Origin of the sequence: Streptomyces sp. sk2.1 (assembly GCF_008120935.1) — a bacterium.
Classification (GTDB): domain Bacteria; phylum Actinomycetota; class Actinomycetes; order Streptomycetales; family Streptomycetaceae; genus Streptomyces.
The window spans coordinates 1,083,132-1,103,278 of sequence record NZ_RDBO01000020.1; the positions used below are offsets into that span (position 1 = coordinate 1,083,132).

14 protein-coding genes and 1 pseudogene are annotated in these 20,147 nt (G+C 72.8%); 11 read left to right on the plus strand and 4 right to left on the minus strand.

The window, feature by feature from the left end:
* The first annotated feature begins 9 nt into the window (after positions 1–9).
* The 7 genes and pseudogenes from EAO76_RS08365 to EAO76_RS08390 all read left to right on the plus strand — a co-directional run bounded on the left by EAO76_RS08365 (position 10) and on the right by EAO76_RS08390 (position 7,351).
* Entirely contained in the window at positions 10–1,287 is a 1,278-nt protein-coding gene (locus tag EAO76_RS08365; RefSeq protein WP_148834833.1) for a prenyltransferase/squalene oxidase repeat-containing protein, read from the plus strand.
* 71 nt (positions 1,288–1,358) lie between these two features.
* Positions 1,359–1,748, plus strand: a pseudogene (locus tag EAO76_RS47515) (SCO2322 family protein); the annotation flags it as partial.
* Between the two features lie 28 nt (positions 1,749–1,776).
* Complete coding sequence (locus tag EAO76_RS08370; protein ID WP_262375359.1) at positions 1,777–3,018, plus strand: energy-coupling factor transporter transmembrane component T; 1,242 nt, start codon at positions 1,777–1,779, stop codon at positions 3,016–3,018.
* Positions 3,015–4,733, plus strand: a complete 1,719-nt coding sequence (locus tag EAO76_RS08375; protein WP_148834835.1) for an ABC transporter ATP-binding protein — start codon at positions 3,015–3,017, stop codon at positions 4,731–4,733. Before EAO76_RS08370 ends, EAO76_RS08375 begins: the two co-directional genes overlap by 4 nt.
* Positions 4,730–5,617 (plus strand): ECF transporter S component, encoded by an 888-nt coding sequence (locus EAO76_RS08380; RefSeq protein ID WP_148834837.1) that lies wholly within the window; start codon positions 4,730–4,732, stop codon positions 5,615–5,617. Before EAO76_RS08375 ends, EAO76_RS08380 begins: the two co-directional genes overlap by 4 nt.
* A gap of 320 nt (positions 5,618–5,937) precedes the next feature.
* On the plus strand, positions 5,938–6,354 hold the full coding sequence (locus EAO76_RS08385) for a transglycosylase SLT domain-containing protein (RefSeq protein ID WP_148834839.1): 417 nt from the start codon (positions 5,938–5,940) through the stop codon (positions 6,352–6,354).
* Between the two features lie 202 nt (positions 6,355–6,556).
* The gene (locus tag EAO76_RS08390; RefSeq protein WP_148834842.1) at positions 6,557–7,351 is read left to right on the plus strand and encodes a hypothetical protein; all 795 of its coding nucleotides are present in this window, start codon (positions 6,557–6,559) and stop codon (positions 7,349–7,351) included.
* 100 nt (positions 7,352–7,451) lie between these two features.
* On the opposite strand, the gene EAO76_RS08395 is transcribed toward EAO76_RS08390, so the two are convergent.
* Together EAO76_RS08395 and EAO76_RS08400 are read right to left on the minus strand one after the other, a co-directional pair.
* A complete protein-coding gene (locus tag EAO76_RS08395; protein ID WP_148834844.1) occupies positions 7,452–8,741 on the minus strand; it encodes an alpha/beta hydrolase in 1,290 nt (429 codons plus the stop codon).
* Between the two features lie 222 nt (positions 8,742–8,963).
* The gene (locus EAO76_RS08400) at positions 8,964–10,142 is read right to left on the minus strand and encodes a steroid 3-ketoacyl-CoA thiolase (RefSeq protein WP_148834846.1); all 1,179 of its coding nucleotides are present in this window, start codon (positions 10,140–10,142) and stop codon (positions 8,964–8,966) included.
* 293 nt (positions 10,143–10,435) lie between these two features.
* Between EAO76_RS08400 and EAO76_RS08405 the strand changes: the two genes are divergently transcribed.
* Both EAO76_RS08405 and EAO76_RS08410 read left to right on the plus strand, forming a co-directional pair.
* Positions 10,436–11,707, plus strand: a complete 1,272-nt coding sequence (locus EAO76_RS08405) for a cytochrome P450 (RefSeq protein WP_148834848.1) — start codon at positions 10,436–10,438, stop codon at positions 11,705–11,707.
* 84 nt (positions 11,708–11,791) lie between these two features.
* Complete coding sequence (locus EAO76_RS08410; protein WP_148834850.1) at positions 11,792–12,901, plus strand: AEC family transporter; 1,110 nt, start codon at positions 11,792–11,794, stop codon at positions 12,899–12,901.
* A 228-nt stretch (positions 12,902–13,129) separates the two neighbouring features.
* Here the strand turns inward: EAO76_RS08410 and EAO76_RS08415 are convergent, their stop codons facing one another.
* The gene (locus EAO76_RS08415; RefSeq protein ID WP_148835646.1) at positions 13,130–15,133 is read right to left on the minus strand and encodes a bifunctional glycosyltransferase 87/phosphatase PAP2 family protein; all 2,004 of its coding nucleotides are present in this window, start codon (positions 15,131–15,133) and stop codon (positions 13,130–13,132) included.
* A gap of 416 nt (positions 15,134–15,549) precedes the next feature.
* On the opposite strand from EAO76_RS08415, the gene EAO76_RS08420 reads away from it, so the two are divergent.
* Together EAO76_RS08420 and EAO76_RS08425 are read left to right on the plus strand one after the other, a co-directional pair.
* Positions 15,550–16,614 carry a DUF2330 domain-containing protein gene (locus EAO76_RS08420; RefSeq protein WP_148835647.1) on the plus strand — a complete coding sequence of 355 codons (1,065 nt, stop codon included), beginning with the start codon at positions 15,550–15,552 and terminating at the stop codon, positions 16,612–16,614.
* A 128-nt stretch (positions 16,615–16,742) separates the two neighbouring features.
* Positions 16,743–17,264 (plus strand): GNAT family N-acetyltransferase, encoded by a 522-nt coding sequence (locus EAO76_RS08425; protein ID WP_148834852.1) that lies wholly within the window; start codon positions 16,743–16,745, stop codon positions 17,262–17,264.
* A 105-nt stretch (positions 17,265–17,369) separates the two neighbouring features.
* On the opposite strand, the gene EAO76_RS08430 is transcribed toward EAO76_RS08425, so the two are convergent.
* Positions 17,370–19,424: an MFS transporter gene (locus EAO76_RS08430; protein WP_148834854.1), complete on the minus strand. Its 2,055-nt coding sequence runs from the start codon at positions 19,422–19,424 to the stop codon at positions 17,370–17,372.
* Positions 19,425–20,147: the final 723 nt, after the last annotated feature.

Sequence of the window (20,147 nt, forward strand, 5' to 3'; positions counted from 1 at the left end):
CCGCCCGCCATGACCGTACGCCGCAGCGTCGCAACGCTCGCCGCCACCGCAGCCGTGCTCTGTTCGGCCGCTGCCCCGGTCGCCGTCGCGGCGCCGTCCCCCACTCCTTCCCCCTCCGCCGCCCTGCCGGCGGGGCTGTACGGCACGAAGGACCCCACCTACGACGGGGTGTGGCGGCAGTCGCTGTCCTTCCTCGCGCAGAAGGTCGAGGGCGTCACCCCCGCCACGAAGTCGGTGGACTGGCTGGTCTCCCAGCAGTGCGCCGACGGCGCGTACGCCGCGTACCGGCCCGACGCCTCCCGGCCGTGCGACGCGAAGACGGTGCCGGACACCAACGCCACCGCGGCCGCCGCCCAGGCGCTGGCCGAGGTGGGCGGCCACCGCGAGACCGTGAACAACGCGGTGCGCTGGCTGAAGTCCGTGCAGAACGAGGACGGCGGCTGGGGCTACACCGCCGGCGCGCCCAGCGACGCCAACTCCACCTCCCTGGTGATCGGCGCCCTCGCCCGGCAGGGGCAACGGATCACCGACGTCACGACGCCCGGCGGCAAGACCCCCTACGACCCGCTGCTCGCCCTCGCGATCCCGTGCGGCGGCGAGGACGGCGGCGCCTTCGCCTACCAGCCCGACAAGAAGGGGAAGCTCGCCGCGAACGCGGACGCCACCGCGGCCGCCGTGCTCGGCACGATGGGCAAGGCCCTGGCCGTCGGGAACAACGCCGCGGGCAAGAAGCCCAGCAGCTGCGCCCCGGGCGACGACCCCACCCCCGAGCAGGCCGCGCAGAACGGCGCCCATTACCTCAAGGGCGCCCTCGCCGAGCAGGGCCATCTGAACGCGCCGCCGATGCCGGGGGCCGCCGACACCACGCCGCAGCCGGACTTCGGCAACACCGCGGACGCGGTCGTCGCGCTGTCCGCGTCCGGTCACCAGAACGAGGCGGACGGGGCCGTGGCCTGGCTGAAGAAGAACTCCCGGGGCTGGGCCGAGCAGAACGGCCCCGCCGCCTACGCGCAACTGATCCTGGCCGCACACGCCACCGGTGAGAACGCCCGGGACTTCGGCGGCGCCGACCTGGTCGCCGGGCTGAACGCGAGCGGCCCCGCACCCGCCTCCGTGGTGACGCCCGACCCGGCCGGCGACACCGGCTACGTGCCCACGGAGCAGGACCAGGTGCACAGCGGCGACGACGTGATCGGGGGCGTGTGGTGGTACGTCGGCATCGGCCTGGTCGTCGCCGCGGGCGCGTTCTTCCTGATCAGCGGACGCCGGAAGAACCAGCGGCCGTGAGGCGGGCGGGAAGGGCCGGCGCATCGCCGGCGGCACCGGGCGTCGTCCTGGCCGTGCTGGCCGTCCTGGCCGTGCTCGGCACGGGGACGGCCCATGCGACGGGCTACCGGTACTGGTCGTTCTGGGAGGGTTCCGGCACCGGCTGGACGTACGCCACCCAGGGCCCGTCCCTGGTCCGGCCGGACGACGGCACGGTGCAGGGCTTCCGGTTCGCGGTGAGCGAGGACTCCCGGGACGCCGCGAAGCCGCGTCACGCCCCCGACTTCGCGAAGATCTGCGCGGGCACCCCGGCCCGGGACGGCACCAAGCGGATCGCGCTCGTCATCGACGCGGGCACGGCGGCGGACGCCCCGTCCGGGCAGACCCCGCCCGCGCCGCGCACCGCGTGCGCGCGGGTCGCCCCCGACGCCAGCTCCGCCGAGGCGCTCGCCTCGGTGGCGAAGCCGCTGCGCTACGACAGCGGCGCGATGCTCTGCGCCATCTCCGGCTATCCGCGCGCGGGCTGCGGCGAGCAGGTCTCGGACGACGGCCGCGGGACACCGTCCGCGGCCGCCTCCGACGCCACGCCCCCGGCCGGCTCCACCACCGCGTCCGACGCCGCCGACGACTCCGGCGGCGGCCCGTCCGCCGGGGTGTTCGTCGGCGTCGCCGCCGTGCTCCTCCTGGGCGTCGCCGCGATCGCGCAGGCCCGCCGCCGCCGCGTCCCGGACCACCAACCCGCTGCTGCTGGGGCTGCTGGTGGCGGTGGCCGGTTATGTGGTCGCCGCGCGCCGCACGGACGCGCCGTGGGCCCGCTCGTACGGGACGTTCATCAGGATCGGACTGTTCGTCGTCGGTGTGCGGCTGGTCTTCTCCGTCTTCCTCGGCTCGCCGCTGCCGGGCACGCACACCCTGTTCACGCTCCCCGAGGTGCCGCTGCCGGACTGGGCGAAGGGCGTCAGGATCGGCGGCCGGGTCACCGCCGAGCAGCTGGTCCTCGCCCTGTACGAGGGGGCGAAGCTGGCCACCCTGCTGATCTGCGTCGGCGCGGCGAACTCGCTCGCCAACCCGGCCCGGCTGCTGAAGTCGCTGCCGGGGGCGCTGTACGAGGCGGGGGTCGCCGTCGTCGTCGCGATGACGTTCGCGCCGAACATGGTCGCGGACGTGATGCGGCTGCGCACCGCCCGGCGGCTGCGGGGGCGCCCGACCGGCGGCGTCAAGGCGGTCCTCCAGATCGGACTGCCGGTCCTGGAGGGCGCGTTGGAGCGGTCGATCGCGGTGGCGGCGTCGATGGACGCGCGCGGCTACGGGCGCACCGCCCAAGTCCCGGCCGCCGTCCGCCGCACCACGAACGTCCTCACCCTCGGCGGGCTGCTCGGGGTGTGCGCGGGCACGTACGGTCTGCTGGCCGCGCAGGGCGCGGTGTACGGGCTGCCGCTGCTGGCCCTCGGGCTGGTCGCCGCGGCGGTCGGGCTGCGGCTGGGCGGGGCCCGGTCGGCCCGTACCCGTTACCGGCCCGACCGGTGGGACGTCCGGGCCTGGCTGGTCGCGGGCTCGGGGGTCGTGGTGGCGGTGGCGATGATCTGGGCGGGCGGTGTCGACGAGGCGGCGCTGCACCCGGGGGTCGCGCCGCTGACCGCGCCGGTGTTCCCGCTGTGGCCGGCCGCGGCGGTGCTGATCGGACTGCTGCCCGCGGTGGTGGCGCCGGTGCCGCCGCCGGTGGGCGGGGCGAAACCCGAGGAGGGCCAGTGATCAGGTTCGAGCAGGTCTCGGTGCGGTACGAGGGCACGGAGCGCCCCACCCTGTCCGGGGTCGATCTGACCGTGCCCGAGGGCGAGTTGGTGCTGCTCGTCGGCCCGTCCGGGGTCGGCAAGTCGACCCTGCTGGGTGCCGTGTCCGGGCTCGTGCCGCACTTCACCGGCGGCACCCTGAGCGGCCGGGTCACGGTCGACGGGCGCGACACCCGTACCCACAAGCCGCGCGAACTGGCCGATCTGGTCGGCACCGTGGGCCAGGACCCGCTCTCCCACTTCGTCACCGACACGGTCGAGGACGAGCTGGCGTACGGGATGGAGTCGCTGGGTCTGGCCCCCGACGTGATGCGGCGGCGCGTCGAGGAGACCCTGGACCTGCTGGGTCTCGCCGGGCTGCGCGACCGGCCGATCGCCACGCTGTCCGGCGGTCAGCAGCAGCGGGTCGCGATCGGTTCCGTCCTCACCCCGCACCCCAAGGTGCTGGTCCTCGACGAGCCGACGTCCGCGCTGGACCCGGCGGCGGCCGAGGAGGTCCTGGCCGTGCTGCAACGGCTGGTGCACGATCTGGGCACCACGGTCCTGATGGCGGAGCACCGGCTGGAGCGGGTGGTGCAGTACGCGGACCGGGTCGTCCTGCTGCCGTCGCCGGGCGCGGCACCGGTCATGGGCGCGCCCGCGGAGGTCATGGCGCTCTCCCCCGTCCATCCGCCGGTCGTGGCGCTGGGCCGGCTCGCGGGGTGGGAGCCGTTGCCGCTCTCGGTCCGGGACGCCCGGCGCCGGGCGTCCGACCTGCGCGAACGACTCTCCTCGGCACGGCCGCCCGCCCCGGCGCCGGTGTCCTCCGCCGCCCCGGCGCCCGTCGCCCCCGCGCCGCCCGGCGGCGGGCGCGGGGTCCTGGCCCGGCTGCTGGGCCGCGGCGCGCGGACCGTCCCGGAGGCGGAGCCCGTCCCCGACGTCCCGGCGCGGGTCGAGCGGCTGGGCGTACGGCGCGGGCGCGTCGAGGCGCTGCGCCGGGTGACGCTCACCGTCGCCCCCGGCGAGACCGTCGCCCTGATGGGGCGCAACGGGGCGGGCAAGTCCACCCTGCTGGGCACCCTGGTCGGCATGGTCGAGCCCACCGCCGGCACCGTCCTGGTCGGCGGCCGGACCCCGCACCGCACACAGCCGCGCGAGATGGTGCGCCGGGTCGGCCTCGTGCCGCAGGAGCCGCGCGACCTGCTGTACGCGGACACGGTCGGCGCCGAGTGCGAGGCGGCCGATTCCGACGCGGGCGCCGCCCCCGGCAGCTGCCGGGCCCTGGTCTCCGAGCTGTTGCCCGATGTGCCGGACGACACCCATCCGCGCGATCTGTCCGAGGGACAGCGCCTCGCGCTCGCCCTGGCCGTGGTGCTCACCGCGCGGCCCCCGCTGCTGCTCCTGGACGAGCCGACGCGCGGTCTGGACTACGCGGCGAAGGCCCGGCTGGTCGGGGTGCTGCGCGCGCTCGCGGCCGAGGGGCACGCGATCGTCCTGGCCACGCACGACGTGGAGCTCGCGGCGGAGCTGGCGCACCGGGTGGTGATCCTCGCCGACGGGGAGGTCGTCGCGGACGGGGAGACCGGGCAGGTGGTGGTCTCCTCCCCGGCGTTCGCCCCGCAGACCGCGAAGATCCTCGCCCCGCAGGAGTGGCTGACCGTGACCCAGGTGCGCACCGCGCTGGAGGCGGGCTCATGAACGGGCGGCGTACGGCCCCGGCAGCGGGCACCGGCACGGGCACGAAGACAGTTACGGGCACGGGCACGGACGGGCGGCGGGTGCGGGCGGTGCGGCTCGGGCCCCGGGCGGTCGTCGCGCTCGTCCTCATCGGGGTGATCGGGGTGTTCTCGTTCGGCTGGCCCCTGCTGGCCGATGCCGACTCCGGTCTGGCGCACTCCGCGGACGCGCCGTGGCTGTTCGCCGCGCTGCTGCCGCTGCTGGTCGGGGTGGTCGTCGCGACGATCGCGGACGGCGGTCTCGACGCGAAGGCGATCGCCATGCTGGGGGTGCTGGCCGCGGTCGGGGCCGCCCTGCGCCCGCTGGGGGCGGGCACGGCGGGGCTGGAGCCGATGTTCTTCCTGATGGTGCTGAGCGGCCGGGTGCTCGGGCCGGGGTTCGGCTTCGTGCTGGGCGCGGTGACGATGTTCGCGTCCGCGCTGCTCACCGGCGGGGTGGGGCCGTGGATGCCGTTCCAGATGCTGTCGATGGGCTGGTTCGCGATGGGCGCGGGCCTGCTGCCGGGGCCGGAACGGCTGCGCGGTCGCGCCGAGCTGCTGATGCTCGCGGGCTACGGGTTCGTGGCGGCGTTCGCGTACGGCACGGTGATGAACCTGGCCGGCTGGACGGTGGTGCCCCCGTCCGGTTCGGGGATCTCGTTCCAGCCGGGCGATCCGCTGGTGGACAACCTGGTCCGCTTCCTCGCCTACTGCGCGGCCACCTCGCTCGGCTGGGACCTGGGCCGGGCCTCGCTCACCGTGGTGCTGGTCCTGGCCGTCGGTCCGGCGCTGCTGAAGGCGCTGCGCCGGGCCACCCGCCGCGCCGCCTTCGAGGCCCGGGTCACATTCGACGCTCCCCGCGAGTGAGGGCTCCCACAGGGCCTTGGTCCTCCCCTAAGCCGGTTAGTAGCCGCCCGGCGGATCGACACCCCATCGAACGTCCGCTTTGACCTGCTACGACCCCTTCGGGGTGATCGGGATCGGCCGGGACCTTCGGGGCCGGCTGCGAGACCGGCTCGTATTCGGGGTCGTTGCGGTGGTTGAAAGCCGCCGCTAACACTGGACGAGTCGCCGAACACCGCCGGGTCCGTCGCATCGGACCCCGGTCGACGAACCCCGGTCCACCCGCACGGCCACGTGCTCCGGACCGGCCCGCGACTTCCCCCGTACCCGACGTTAGGTCTCCTGTGTCGTTCGCCCGCAACATCCTCGCCCTGCCCCGCACCGCCCGTCGCAAGTCCGCCGTCGCCGGCGCCGCCGTACTCCTGGGTGCCACCGGTGTCGCCCTCGGTGTCTCCCCGGCCTCGGCCGCCCCGACGGGTGCGCAGGCCACGGCGCGGGCGCTGATCGGTGACGCCGCGCAGTTCCAGTGCTTCAGCAACATCGTCCAGCACGAGAGCGGCTGGAACCACACCGCGACCAACGCCTCCTCCGGCGCCTACGGTCTCGTCCAGGCCCTGCCCGGCTCGAAGATGGCCTCGGCCGGATCCGACTGGCGGACCAACCCCACCACCCAGATCAAGTGGGGCATGGACTACATGAAGTCCCGTTACGGCAGCCCGTGCGGCGCCTGGGCCTTCTGGCAGTCCAACGGCTGGTACTGATCCCGGCACCGGCCCCTCCCCGACCGGCCGGAACACTCCGGTATCACCGGGGCGAGCGATCGAGCATTAACCCGTTCAGGTGCATTTGGCTCGCCCGTCCGTTCCCATCGGCCGCCGACGCGTTGTCACTCACGTGGAACCAAGGGAATTCTGGGAGCGGAACACAGTCCTGGCGGAAGCTTTTTGCGCCAGTGACGAACGCATGCGCCGGGCGCAGGCGTTGCTCGACGAAACGCAGGCCGAGCGGAGCAGGGCGCTGGCGGCCTTCGCCGTCACGGTCGGCGACGACGGCTCGATCGCCGACTTGATGGGCCTCAAGGAGCGCGAAGTGCGATTAGCACGACGTGCCGTCGGCCGCAGCAACGCCCGCTCCCTCGCCGCAGAGCTCTTGGGCCAGGCCCCGCGGGCCCCGAAGAACCCGGTGAATAAACCTTTCGCCTCATCCGATGCCCCGGCGCCCGCGCCGCAGCCGGGCGACGAATCGCCGTCGTCGCCGCCCACGCTGCCGCAGCAACAGCCGTACGCGCCGGATGCCATGGCTCAGGAACCGCCGGATGCCGTGGCCCCGGGGCCGGTGAGGGCTCCTCAGCCACCACCGGCCCCGGAGGCGGTGGCGACTGCGGAACCGGTGGCGCCGTCCGAGCCGGCGGCGGTACCGGAAGCCCCCGAGCTGGTGCCCGCCGTGTTCCAGACCCCGGCGCCGTTCCCGGCCGCGCCGCCGGAGCCGGTGTACCCCGTCGCCTGGTCGCCCAGCATGGATTCCGTGCTGCTGTGGAGCTGGGAGTCCGGTCTCGACCTGCAGACCGTGGCCGGGGAACTCGGCCTGGACGTACGGACCCTGCTGATGCGCGTGCAGGAACTCGCCGACGACGGGTTGATCGTGCTCGCGGCCCCGGTCGCGGAGGTGAGCCGGTCCGGGCGGCACCGCCGCCACGAGGAGGGGTACGCCGGGCTGTTCGGCCCCACCACCACCTTCCCCTCCCACGTGTCGTACTGAGCACCCACCGGCGATGGGGGTGGCCCGGCCGGGCCACCCCCATCGCCGGTACCACCCCGTCCCGTCGGTACCACCCCGCCCGTCGGGGCCGCCCGTTCCGTCAGCGTCGCCCGGCGAGTTCGTCGAACCAGCGGACGATCTGCGGGCCCGCCTTCATGTATGTGCCGTTGTGGTCGACCCCGCCCTGGTCCACGACCGGGGCCTCGACGCCGTGCGAGGCCAGATCGGCGGCGCAGTTGCGGGCGTTGGCGATCGGCACGTCGGTGTCGCCGGACGAGGTGTGGAGCCGTACCGGGACGTCCGGCTTCCAGTCGCAGTTGCCGTCCTGGGCGCGCGCCGCGGCCAGCAGCCCGCCGGTGGGGTGCTGCATCCGGCGGTAGTAGTCGTCGGTGAGCAGCTCCTTCAGCGTCGCGGGCAGCGCCGGGATGATCTCCTCCTCGGTGTGGTTGGTGTCGAAGAGCCGGTCGACGATGTCCGCGTACGGCTTCCGGAACGCTTCGGAGGTGTCCTTGTAGAGCGGGTGCAGCCGGCTCTGCGCGGTGAGGTAGTACGTCATGTAGAAGACGGCGCTGGTGTCGTTGACCCGGCCGTCGAACAGGGCGGGCGTCTCCGCGTGCTCGATGTCGTAGGGGCCGGAGACGGGGGCGAGGGCCCGGAGCCTGAAGTGCCGGTCCACGCCCTTGTCGAGGGCCCGGCCCAGGGCCATCGCCACCTGACCGCCCTGGGAGAAGCCGCTGGCGTACACGTCGCCGGTGAGCGGGCGGCGCAGCTGCCGCGCGGCGGTGCGGGAGGCCCGCAGCATGTCGACCGAGGCGGTCACGGCGGACTTGGTGTCCATGTACGGGTGACGGCCCGGCCCCTTGCCGAGGCCCAGGTAGTCGGGGGCGGCGACGGCCCGGCCCGCCGAGGCGTGGAGGTAGGGGGCGAAGCGGCCGAAGCCCTCGCCGACGGAGGGCGCGTAGTCGCGGTGGGCCATCGTGCCGTGGGTGTCGGAGACCAGGTCCAGTCGGCGGGGGCCGCCCTCGGGGAGGACCAGGAGTCCGGTGGCGGTGGTGGGCGCGCCCTGCGGGGTGACGGTGCGGTAGGTGAGGCGGTAGGCCCGCAGACCGTGGCGGACGGTGCCGGTGTCCATGCCGGACTGGGCGAGGAAACGGGCGACGGCGGCCCGGTCGAGGGCGGCCACGGGGGTCACGCCCAGGAGGTTTCCCCTGCCGTGCGCCGCGGCGTGCGGGCGCGTCGCGTCCGGGGCGCCGGAGGGCTGCTGGGCGAGGGCCGGGGCGGTGCCGAGCGCGGCGAGGACCATCGCGGCGGCGGCCGCCGTCGCCCGTCGTGCGACGCGGCGCCGCCCCTGCCGGGTCCGACGGTTCGTGGGGCTGGTGTCGTTGTCCATGGCGACGACGCTATGGGGCCGCGCACGCCGCGGACATCGGTGTGGGCCCCGGCCGGGGGTGTTGCCAAGTACACCCCGGGCCAGGGGTGTTGCCAGGTCTGCCGCCGGGCGGTCACGGGGTCGGGGCCGCCGGGCGGTCGGTGGGTTCACGGCCGCCGGGCGGTCGCGAAGTCGCCGTCGCCGTGAGGCCGTCGGGTTCGCAGCCGCCGTACGGCCATGGGGTCACAGCCGCTGGATGATCGTTCCCGTCGCGAGCGCGCCACCGGCGCACATCGTGATCAGGGCGAACTCCTTGTCGCGGCGCTCCAGTTCGTGCAGCGCCGTGGTGATCAGCCGGGCCCCGGTGGCACCCACCGGATGGCCGAGCGCGATGGCCCCGCCGTTGACGTTGACCTTCGCGAGCCCGTCGAGGTCCCGCTCGAAGACCCGGGCCCAGCTCAGCACCACCGAGGCGAAGGCCTCGTTGATCTCGACGATGTCGATGTCCTTGAGCGACATCCCGGCCCTGCCCAGCACCGCACGGGTCGCGTCGATCGGACCGTCGAGGTGGAAGTGCGGGTCCGCGCCGACCAGCGCCTGGGCGACGATGCGGGCGCGCGGTTTGAGCTTGAGCGCGCGCGCCATCCGCTTGGACGCCCACATGATCGCGCAGGCGCCGTCGGATATCTGCGAGGAGTTGCCCGCGGTGTGGATCGCGGTGGGCATGACCGGTTTGAGCCGGCCGAGCCCCTCCATCGTGGTGTCGCGCAGCCCCTCGTCCCGGTCGACCAGGCGCCACATGCCCTGCCCGGCCGCCTGCTCCTCCTCGGTGGTCGGCACCTGGACCGCGTACGTCTCCCGCTTGAAGCGCTCCTCGGCCCAGGCGACGGCGGCCCGCTCCTGCGAGAGCAGGCCGAACTCGTCGACGTCCTGCCGGGTCAGCCCGCGCCTGCGGGCGATGCGCTCGGCGGCCTCGAACTGGTTGGGCAGGTCCACGTTCCACTCGTCGGGCCAGGGCTTGCCCGGTCCGTGCTTGGAACCGCTGCCCAGCGGCACCCGCGACATGGCCTCGACGCCGCAGCTGATGCCGATGTCGATGACACCGGCAGCGACCATGTTGGCGACCATGTGCGAGGCCTGCTGCGAGGAACCGCACTGGCAGTCCACGGTGGTGGCGGCGGTCTCGTACGGAAGTCCCACGGCGAGCCAGGCGTTGCGGGCCGGGTTCATGGACTGTTCGCCGGCGTGGGTGACGGTGCCGCCGACGATCTGCTCGACGCAGTCGGCGTGGATGCCGGTGCGGCCGAGGAGTTCTCGGTAGGTCTCGCCCAGCAGATAGCCGGGATGCAGATTGGCGAGCGCCCCCTGGCGCTTGCCGATGGGAGTGCGTACGGCTTCGACGATGACGGGTTCCGCGGCCATGAGCTCGTCCTCTCCTCACACGTCCGCAGAGGCGTCCCGGCGCCCGCGGAGTGAAACTAGTACGCGTTCTAGTTCTACGGGCAGTCTCACGAAGGTCACCCCGAGTGTGCAAGGGTCTTGCACGTGGCCACCGCCCGCTCCACACCCGCACCGCGCCCGCTCCACCCTGTCTTCACGCAACGAATCGGCCACCTCCTCTTGCCAGTTGTAGAACTCGTTACTACCTTTCGGGCAACTTCTGATGGGTCGTCAGACAGTGTTCGGGCGGCTCTCGGACCGACCTGGAGTTGCCGATGCCCTGCCCCCATCTGCCCGAAGGGTTCGACTTCACCGACCCCGACCTGCTCCAATCCCGCATCCCGCACCCCGAGTTCGCACAGATGCGGCGGACCGCACCGGTCTGGTGGTGCGCCCAGCCGGCCGGTGTCTCCGGTTTCGACGACGAGGGCTACTGGGTCGTCACCCGGCACGCCGACGTCAAATACGTCTCCACCCACCCCGAGCTGTTCTCCTCGAACACCAACACCGCGGTCATCCGCTTCAACGAGTCGATCAGCCGCGACCAGATCGAGGTCCAGAAGCTGATCATGCTGAACATGGACCCGCCCGAGCACACCCGGGTCCGCCAGATCATCCAGCGGGGCTTCACGCCGCGGGCGGTGCGCAGCCTGGAGCAGGCCCTGCGCGACCGCGCCCGTTCGATCGTGTCGGCCGCGCGCGCCGCCGCCGACACCGACGGCTCGTTCGACTTCGTCACCCGCATCGCCGTCGAACTGCCGCTCCAGGCCATCGCGGAACTCATCGGCGTACCGCAGGAGGACCGGGCCAAGATCTTCGACTGGTCCAACAAGATGGCCGCGTACGACGATCCCGAGTACGCGATCACCGAGGAGGTCGGCACCGAGGCGGCCATGGAGATCGTCTCGTACTCGATGAACCTGGCGGCCGCCCGCAAGGAGTGCCCGGCCGGGGACATCGTCTCCCAACTGGTCGCCGCGGAGGGCACGGGGAACCTCTCCTCGGACGAGTTCGGCTTCTTCGTGATCCTGCTCGCCGTGGCCGGCAACGAGACCACCCGCAACGCCATCAGTCACGGCATGCACGCCTTCCTCACCCACCCCGACCAGTGGGAGCTCTACAAGCGCGAACGGCCGGCCACGACCGCCGAGGAGATCGTCCGCTGGGCCACTCCCGTGGTCTCCTTCCAGCGGACCGCCACCCAGGACGTCGAGCTGGGCGGGCAGTTGATCAAGAAGGGGCAGCGGGTCGGACTCTTCTACTCCTCGGCCAACAACGACCCCGAGGTCTTCGAGAACCCGGAGACCTTCGACATCCTCCGTGATCCCAACCCCCACCTCGGCTTCGGCGGCGGAGGACCGCACTTCTGCCTCGGCAAGTCCCTGGCCGTGCTGGAGATCGATCTGATCTTCAACGCGATCGCCGACGCGCTGCCGGACCTGCGGCTGCTCGACGACCCGCGACGGCTGCGCTCGGCGTGGCTCAACGGGATCAAGCAACTCCAGGTCGGCGTCGGCACCGGTGCTGCTGCCGGGGACGGGGGCTGAGCGCTCCGGGTCGTCGCGGCACCGCCCGCCCCCTGCCCGAACCCCCGCACGAGAGACGCACAACAGCGCGAGGATCATGGCGGCATGCACGCCCTGCTCTCCGCCTTCGCTCCCATCTGGACGCTGACCGCCATCGGTTACGTGGTCGGCCGCAGTGGCCTGCTGGGCCGGCAGGCGGAGGCCGTGCTCGGCCGGTTCGTCTTCCACGTGGCCATGCCCGCGGCCCTGTTCACCATGGTCTCCGGGGCGCGGCTCGACTCCTTCGCCAATCCCTCGATGGTGGCCTTCGCGGCGGGCACGGCGCTGGTCTGCGGTCTCGGCTTCCTGACGGCAGGCCGGCTCTTCGGCCGGGGCACCGCGGACCGGGCGATCAGCAGCATGACGTCGGGCTACGTCAACTCCGCCAACCTCGGCATCCCGGTGGCGGTCCAGGTACTCGGCGACGCCTCGTTCGTCGCCCAGATCATCCTGTTCCAGGTGCTGTTGGTCTCGCCCGTGATCCTGACACTGCTGGACTCGGGCACGAGGACGGGAACGAGTGCGGGAGCGGGGACGGGAACGGTCGGGTCCGGTACCGGGAGCGGTGCGAGGTCCGGGAGGGCCGTCGTGCTGCGACGGATGCTGACGATGCCGGTCCGCAACCCCATCATCATGGCCTCGTTGCTCGGCGTGGTCGTCTCCGCGCTCGGACTGCGGCTGCCGCACGCCCTCGCCCACTCCTGCGACCTGCTCGGCGCCGCCGCCGTGCCGACGGCCCTGATCACCCTGGGCCTCTCACTGAACACCCGCCCGGACGAAGGTGGTTCGACGGTCCCAGCACGGCCCCCCGTACTCACGAAGGGCGCGGAACACCCGACACGCGCGGAACACCCGGCACATACGGGACATCCGGCACGCACGAAGCGCGCCGGACGTACCGAACGTGCCGAAGTCGTCGTGACGGTGGCGCTCAAGACACTGGCCCAGCCCCTGATCGCCTTCGCCGTCGGCGGCCCGTTGCTGCACCTGCCGGAACACCAACTGCTGGCCGTCGTGCTCTGCTCCGCGCTGCCGGCCGCCCAGAACGCCTTCATCTACTCCCAGCAGTACGGCCTGGACACCCGCCCGGCCCGAAACGCCGTGGTGGCCTCGACGGTGGTCTCCATGGCCACGCTGTCCCTCGCCACCTGGGCCCTCGGCTCGGCCCCCTCCTGAGCCGTTCGAGTGGCGGAACCGAACGAATGGGCAGATCCTGGTCAAGCGGCGATCCATGCCGAAGGGGTGTCAGGACGATGTGTTCGTCCCGGCACCCCTTCGGCCCTTCGTGGGTTCCGGACGGCCGCGCGCCGCTCCCGACGGCCCCTCAGCGGCGCCCGGTCAGGCGGGTCAGCTCCTCCTCGCCGCCCGCGCCCGCCCTGTTCCGCTCCGTTCCGCCCGGTTCCGTCAGCCTGCCGCCGCGTCGGCCGTCGCGTCCGCCGTCGCCGTTCTCGGTGCCGGTGCCGTCCGCCCCGCCGTGCCCGGTCCACCCGCCGCGCCCGGTGTGTTCTTCCGTCCGTCCTGCCCGGCCGCCGCCGGTGCCCGCGGCCCCGACAGGACGTGGGTCAGCCCGAAGCCGAGCGAGACCACGACCGCGCCGCCCACCGCGTCCAGCACCCAGTGATTGGCCGTGGCGACGATCGTGGAGACCGTGAACAGCGGGTGCAGCAGCCCCAACGCCTTCATCCACGCCTTCGGGGCCAGTACGACGACGATCACGCCGCACCAGAGCGACCAGCCGAAGTGCAGCGAGGGCATCGCCGCGTACTGGTTGGTCATCGAGGTCAGCGTCCCGTAGTCCGGCTTCGCGAAGTCCTGGACACCGTTCACCGTGTCGATGAAGCCGAGCCCCGGCATCAGGCGCGGCGGGGCGAGCGGATAGAGCCAGAAGCCGAGCAGGGCGAGGACCGTGGCGAAGCCGATCGTGCTGCGGGCCCAGCGGTAGTCCGCGGGGCGTCGCACGTAGAGCACACCGAGGATCGTCAACGGCACGATGAAGTGGAACGTCGTGTAGTAGTGGTCGAAGAACTCCCGCAGCCCGCCGATCCCCGCGACCGCGTGGTTGATCCCGTGCTCGACGTCGATGTGCAGCCACTGCTCGATGGCGTGGATCTGACGGCCGTGGTGCTCGGCGGTGGCGCGACCGCCCCTCGCCGCGAGCCTGACGTGCGAGTACGCGGAGTACACGACCCTGATCAGGAGCAGTTCCAGCAGCAGGTTGGGCCGGCTGAGCACCCGCCGCCAGAACGGCAGCAGCGGGACCCGGCGCCACCGGGCGGGGGCGGGGGCCGCGTACCGGGTGGGGACCGGGTGCTGCCAGTACTCCGAGGTGCGCGGCAGGAACGGCACCGCGCAGGCCGCGGCGATCGCGGTGAGCAGCAGCACGTTGTCGCGCAGGGGGAGGAGGACCGCCATGTTCGGCAGCAGCATCTTTCCCGGCAGGGTGATGACGAGGACCACGACCACGGGCCAGACCGGCCGGTCGGCGGCCCGTCTGCCGACCCGTCCGACCACGGCGAGCAGCAGCCACAGCAGCTGGTGCTGCCAGGCGGTCGGCGAGACGGCGACGGCGACGCAGCCGGTCACGGCGACGGCGAGCAGCAGCTGCCCGTCCCGCGCGTACCGCACGGCGCGACGCAGCCCGACCCGACAGACGGCGGCCGCCAGCACCACGAGCAGCGCGATTTCGAGCGGGCCCGTGAGCCCGGACCGGAGCAGTGCGCCGTGCATGGACTGGTTGGCCAGGTCGGCCGCGTCGTCGCCGAGCCCGGCCCCCGCGACGTGGTGCACCCAGTACGTCCACGAATCGCCCGGCAGCACGGCCCAGGCCAGCGCCGTGCAGACGGCGAACGTGACGCCGCCGGCCGTCGCCGCCCGGCGACGCCCGGTGAACCACAGCAGGGCGGCGAAGAGCAGCACGGTCGGCTGGAGCGCCGCCGCCAGGCCGATCAGCACACCCGGGGCGCGTTCCCCGCGGACCACGAAGAAGCCCAGCAGCACCAGCAGGACCGGCAGGATGCTGGTCTGCCCCAGGTGCAGCGCGTTGCGGACCGGCAGGGAGAGAATCAGCAGGCTGATCGCGACGGGGGCGGCCGGCAGGGCGGTGCGGCGGGTGACCGGCCCCGGCAGGGCACGGGCCGCGACGACGCCCAACGCGGCGACGAGCAGCAGCGAACCGAAGGTCCAGACGACGCCCAGGCTCTGTTCCGCGGTTCTGGCCAGCGGCTTCAGTGCCAGCCCGGCGAACGGGGTGCCGGTGAACCGGTCGCTGTCGTAGAGCGAGCCCGGCACGCGCAGGACGCCGTTCTCCCTGATCCAGGTCTCCAGGCCGGTGAGCCGTTCGCCCGGCTGCCGTCTCAGCACCACCGCCATCTGCCGCAGTGCCAGTGCCGCCACGACCAGCCAGAGCAGGGCCCGAACCGCCCCGGTGCCCGTCCCCGCCCCCGTGCCCCTCCCCGTCGCCGCGCCTGTGCGCACACCCTGCTCCGCATTCGCCACGCTGCGCCGATCCTCCCGCCGGTCCTGTGCCCGCCGCTCGACCCGGGCGCGCTGTGAAACTTTCGCATTACCGCACGAGATAGACCCAATCCGCCTTTCCTTCATCTGCCCGTCATCCCGCTTTTATTCGAATTTGCTTCCAAATAGCCGGACATGTGAACGACATCGATGCCGGGGCGGAACCGGAACCGGAACCACTGTTCGCACGTCCTCACCCGTATTCGTCGACGTACGGGGGAGGAAGGCGACGCATGCAGGGCTCAAGGGGGAAGCCGCGTCCGCGGGGCGGGCGGCGCGCATGGGCGGTGCGGGCACTGTCGTTGCTGTTGATGCTGGTGTCGCTCCAGCTCGGCTCGCTGATCGACCCGGCGTACGCGTGCGGCTGCGGGGCGATGGTCCCGAGGGACGGGAGCCGGGTCTCGGTCGACCGGGAGACGTCGGTGGTGGCCTGGGACGGCCGTACCGAGCAGATCGTCATGCGGCTCACGGTCCGGGGCGACGCCCCCGAGGCCGCCTGGATCATGCCGGTGCCGCACCGTGCGAGCGTGGAACTCGGCGACGCGGACCTCTTCTCCGAACTCTCCGCCCTCACCGCTCCGGTGCACGAGGTCAGGCACTACTTCTGGCCCCGCTCCGACGACTGGCCGTTCGACTCCTCGACCGGTGACGGGGCCGGGGCGCCCTCCGCCGGGGCCCCGGCGGTCTCGGTGGTCGGCCGGGAGCGGCTCGGCCCGTTCGACGTGGCACGGCTGACGGCGACCGACCCCGAGGCGCTCCGGAACTGGCTGGAGGACAACGGGTTCGAGCTCCCCGACCGGCTGGCGACGGCGCTGGAGCCCTACGTCGAGCAGAAGTGGGAGTACGTCGCGGTCCGGCTCGCTCCCCGTGAGGAGGGCAATCCCCTCACCGGCAGCCTCGAACCGCTGCGGCTGCGCTTCGCCAGCGACCGGCTGGTCTACCCGATGCGCCTGTCGAAGCTCGCCTCGACGCCGCAGGAACTGGGCCTTTACGTCCTCGCCGCGCACCGGATGGAACCGCGCGGCCCGATCGGCGGCGACGCGCCGGAGGTCACGTACGCGGGCCGGATCGACCCCGCGTCGGAGCACGGAGACGCGGACGCGCTGGCCGCGATGACCGGCGGGAAGCCGGTGTTCCTCACCGCGATCGAGCAGTCGTTCCCGCGCCCGGAGCGGATCGACGGCGACCACGAGCTGCGCGCGGCCGGCGCCGACACCCCGTACCGGACCGTGGTGTACACGGACCGGCTGCTGACCGTGGCCGGCGTCCCCGCCTGGGTGCTGACTCTGCTCGGGGTCGTACTGGCGGCGGTCGTCGCGACCGTGCTGCTGGTACGGCGGTCCCGGAGGCGGCTGCCGGTGGCGCCACCGGGGTGAGAACCGGCCGGCCGGGCGAACCGGGAAACGGATCGGGAAGCGAACCGGGAAGCGGATCGGGAAGCGGATCGGGAAGCGGATCGGGAATTCGTTCGCCCGCTTGGACGCGCCCGCCCAGAATGACCGGCATGACTGGCACCACCGGCACGACCGGCACGACCGGCGCGACCTGGACCTCGGCCCCCGAAGCGTTCGACTCGCCGGACTCCGCGCTGCTGCGGCGCGACTACTACGACGAGGTCGCCGGCCGCTACTGGGGACGACCCGCGACCGCCGAGGAGATCGACGAGGGGCTCACCGGCGACGGCGCCGAGCTGCTCGTACCGCCCACCGGCGAGTTCGTCGTCGGCCGGTTCGGGGGCAGGCCCGCCGCCTGCGCCGGTCTGCTGGTGGTGGACACCGGCGTCGCGGAACTGACCCGGGTGTTCGTGCGCCCCGAGTACCGCGGCACGGGCGGCGGCGCGCTGCTCATGGCGGCGGTCGAGGACGTGGCGCGCGCCCTCGGCGTACGCACGCTCAGGCTCGACACCCGCAGCGACCTGGTCGAGGCGCGGGGGCTCTACGCCAAGCACGGCTACCGGGAGGTCCCCGCGTTCCACCGGCGGCAGTACGCGGAGCACTGGTTCGCGAAGGACCTGCCGGAGTTGTAGGAGCCCCGGCCGGGGCCGTGGAAGCCCCAGCCATGCGATCCGACGTGCGGTCCGGTCCCGCTCTCCGAGCCGCGTGGTCCCGCTCTCCGAGCCGCGTGGTCCCGTTCAGGCCGCGTGGTCCCGTTTCGGTTCGGGGCCGTGCGGCTGTTCCCTGCTCGACCCGCTCGTCTCGGCGGTCAGTTCCGCCACGAGCCTGACCAGGTCGGTCGGGCGTTCCGGCCCCCACCAGTCGCCCAGCAGCTCGGCCATCGAAGCCTCCCGGGCCTCCGCGAGCCCCACCACCACCTCCTCGCCGGCCTCGGTGAGCACCAGTTGCACGCCCTCGCGCCGGACCAGTCCGCGTTCCTCCAGCTGGCGGGCGGCCTCGCCGATCGCCCGCAGCGGCACGGGGGTGGTGTCGGCGAGCACGGCGGGTTCGACCGTGCCGTGCCGTTTGACGCGCAGCAGCATCCAGCTCGCCGCGGGCAGCAGGTCGTAGCCCGCCCGCTCGGTGATCTTCACGTAGATCTCGCGGCGGCCCGCACGGGTGGCGAGCACCGACAGGGCGCGGGCGCATTCGTCGTAGGAGGACCGCTCGACCGGGTTCGACGCCAGGGTCTCGGTGGAGTCGGGGGCGGTCACCGAGCCGCGCAGCTTGTCCTCCTTGAGGAACCAGGCGAAGACGAAGGCGATCAGCACGACGGGGGCCGCGTACAGGAACACGTCCGTGATCGAGGTCGAGTACGCGTGGAGCACCTCCGGTCGCAGCGCGGGCGGCAGTTGTCCGATGGCGCGCGGGTCGGCGGCCAGCCCCTCCGCGCTGGCCCCGGGTGGCAGCGGCCGGCCGGCGAGCACCGCGGCCAGTTCGTCGGTGAGCCGGTTGGTGAAGATCGTGCCGAAGACGGCGACGCCGAACGAGGCGCCGATGGAACGGAAGAAGGTGGCCCCGGAGGTGGCGACGCCGAGGTCCTGGTACGTGACGGCGTTCTGCACGACCAGCACCAGGACCTGCATCACCAGGCCGAGCCCGGCGCCGAAGACGAAGAAGTAGATGCTCATCTGCCAGGTGCCGCTGGTCTCCGTGAGCCGGTGCAGGAGCAGCAGCCCGATCGTGGTGATGCCGGTGCCCGCGATCGGGAAGACCTTCCAGCGGCCGGTGCGGCTGACGACCTGCCCGGACGCGGTCGAGGTGAGGAGCAGGCCGAACACCATCGGGAGCATGTGCACGCCGGACATCGTCGGCGTGATCCCGTGCACCACTTGGAGGAAGGTCGGCAGATAGGTCATCGCGCCGAACATCGCGAACCCGACGACGAAGCTGATGACGGCGACGAGCGAGAAGGTCCTGATCCGGAAGAGCTTCAGCGGGATGACCGGTTCGGCGGCTCGGCGCTCCACGCCCACGAAGGCGACCAGCAGCAGCACGCTCAGGACGGTGAGGCCGATGATCTGCGCCGAGCCCCAGGCCCAGGTGGTGCCGCCGAGCGAGGCGACGAGGACGAGGCAGGTGGCGACGGACGCGATGAGGAAGGTGCCGAGGTAGTCGATGGTGTGCTTCGTGCGGTGCACCGGGATGTGCAGCACGGCGGCGATCACGAGGAGCGCCACGACGCCGATCGGCAGGTTGATGTAGAAGACCCACCGCCAGCTGAGGTGCTCGGTGAAGAACCCGCCGAGGAGCGGTCCGAGGACGCTCGTCGCGCCGAAGACCGCGCCGAACAGCCCCTGGTACTTGCCCCGCTCGCGCGGGGCGACGATGTCGCCGACGATCGCCATCGAGAGCACCATGAGACCGCCGCCGCCGAGGCCCTGGAGGGCCCGGAAGGCGATGAGCTGCGGCATGTCCTGGGCGACGCCGCAGAGTGCCGAGCCGATGAGGAAGATGACGATCGCGGTCTGGAAGAGCTTCTTGCGCCCGTACTGGTCGCCGAGCTTGCCCCAGAGCGGGGTCGCGGCGGTCGAGGCCAGCAGGTAGGCGGTGACCACCCAGGAGAGGTGTTCCAGTCCGCCGAGATCGCTGACGATGGTCGGCAGCGCGGTGGAGACGATGGTCTGGTCGAGTGCGGCCAGCAGCATGCCGAGGAGCAGCGCACCGATGGCCACGAGGACCGACCGCATGGAGCGGCCCTCACCGGGTATCGGGGCGGGGGCCGGGATCGGGGGGCTCGAATGCTGGGCCATGGAACATCTCCTCGGGTCCGCTACATCCCCATCCTGGACGTTCCGACCCGTTATGGCCTGCCGAAGAGGTGACGACCGCTCTCCGGACGGTGTCGCGTTTCGGCCTGGCGCCGGATGTCGCATTTCGGTACGGCATTGGGCATCCCGGCTGCGGATTGCATAATCGCAGGGCATTCGAGGGGGAGGGGCCCACCACAATGACCGGACACATATGCCCGGAGTGCGGTACGGACAACGGAGCGGGCGGAAGGTCCGGGGGCGGCCGGGGAACCGCCCCGGGCACCGGCTGCGCCTGCGGGCAGCGGACGCCCGAGCAGTACGGGACGACACCCGGGACACCGTTCGAGCAGTACGGGACGACACCCGGCGCGACGCCCGAGCAGCACCGGACGGCACCCGGCGCGACCCCCGGTACGACGTCCGAGCGGTACGAGGCGCAGTACCGGGCCGCCGAGCGACAGCGGGCCGAGCGGTCGGCGGCCGACGAGGCGGAGAGGGCGGCGGCGGAGGACTTCGACCCGCTGCGCATCCGGCCGTACGTGACGCTGGGCAACGACCCGTCGACGGCTGCCCGCGAGGAGTCCCCGGGCCCGCGCGGACCGCACTCCGGGCATATGTGTCCGGTCATTGTGGTGGGCCCCTCCCCCTCGAATGCCCTGCGATTATGCAATCCGCAGCCGGGATGCCCAATGCCGTACCGAAATGCGACATCCGGCGCCAGGC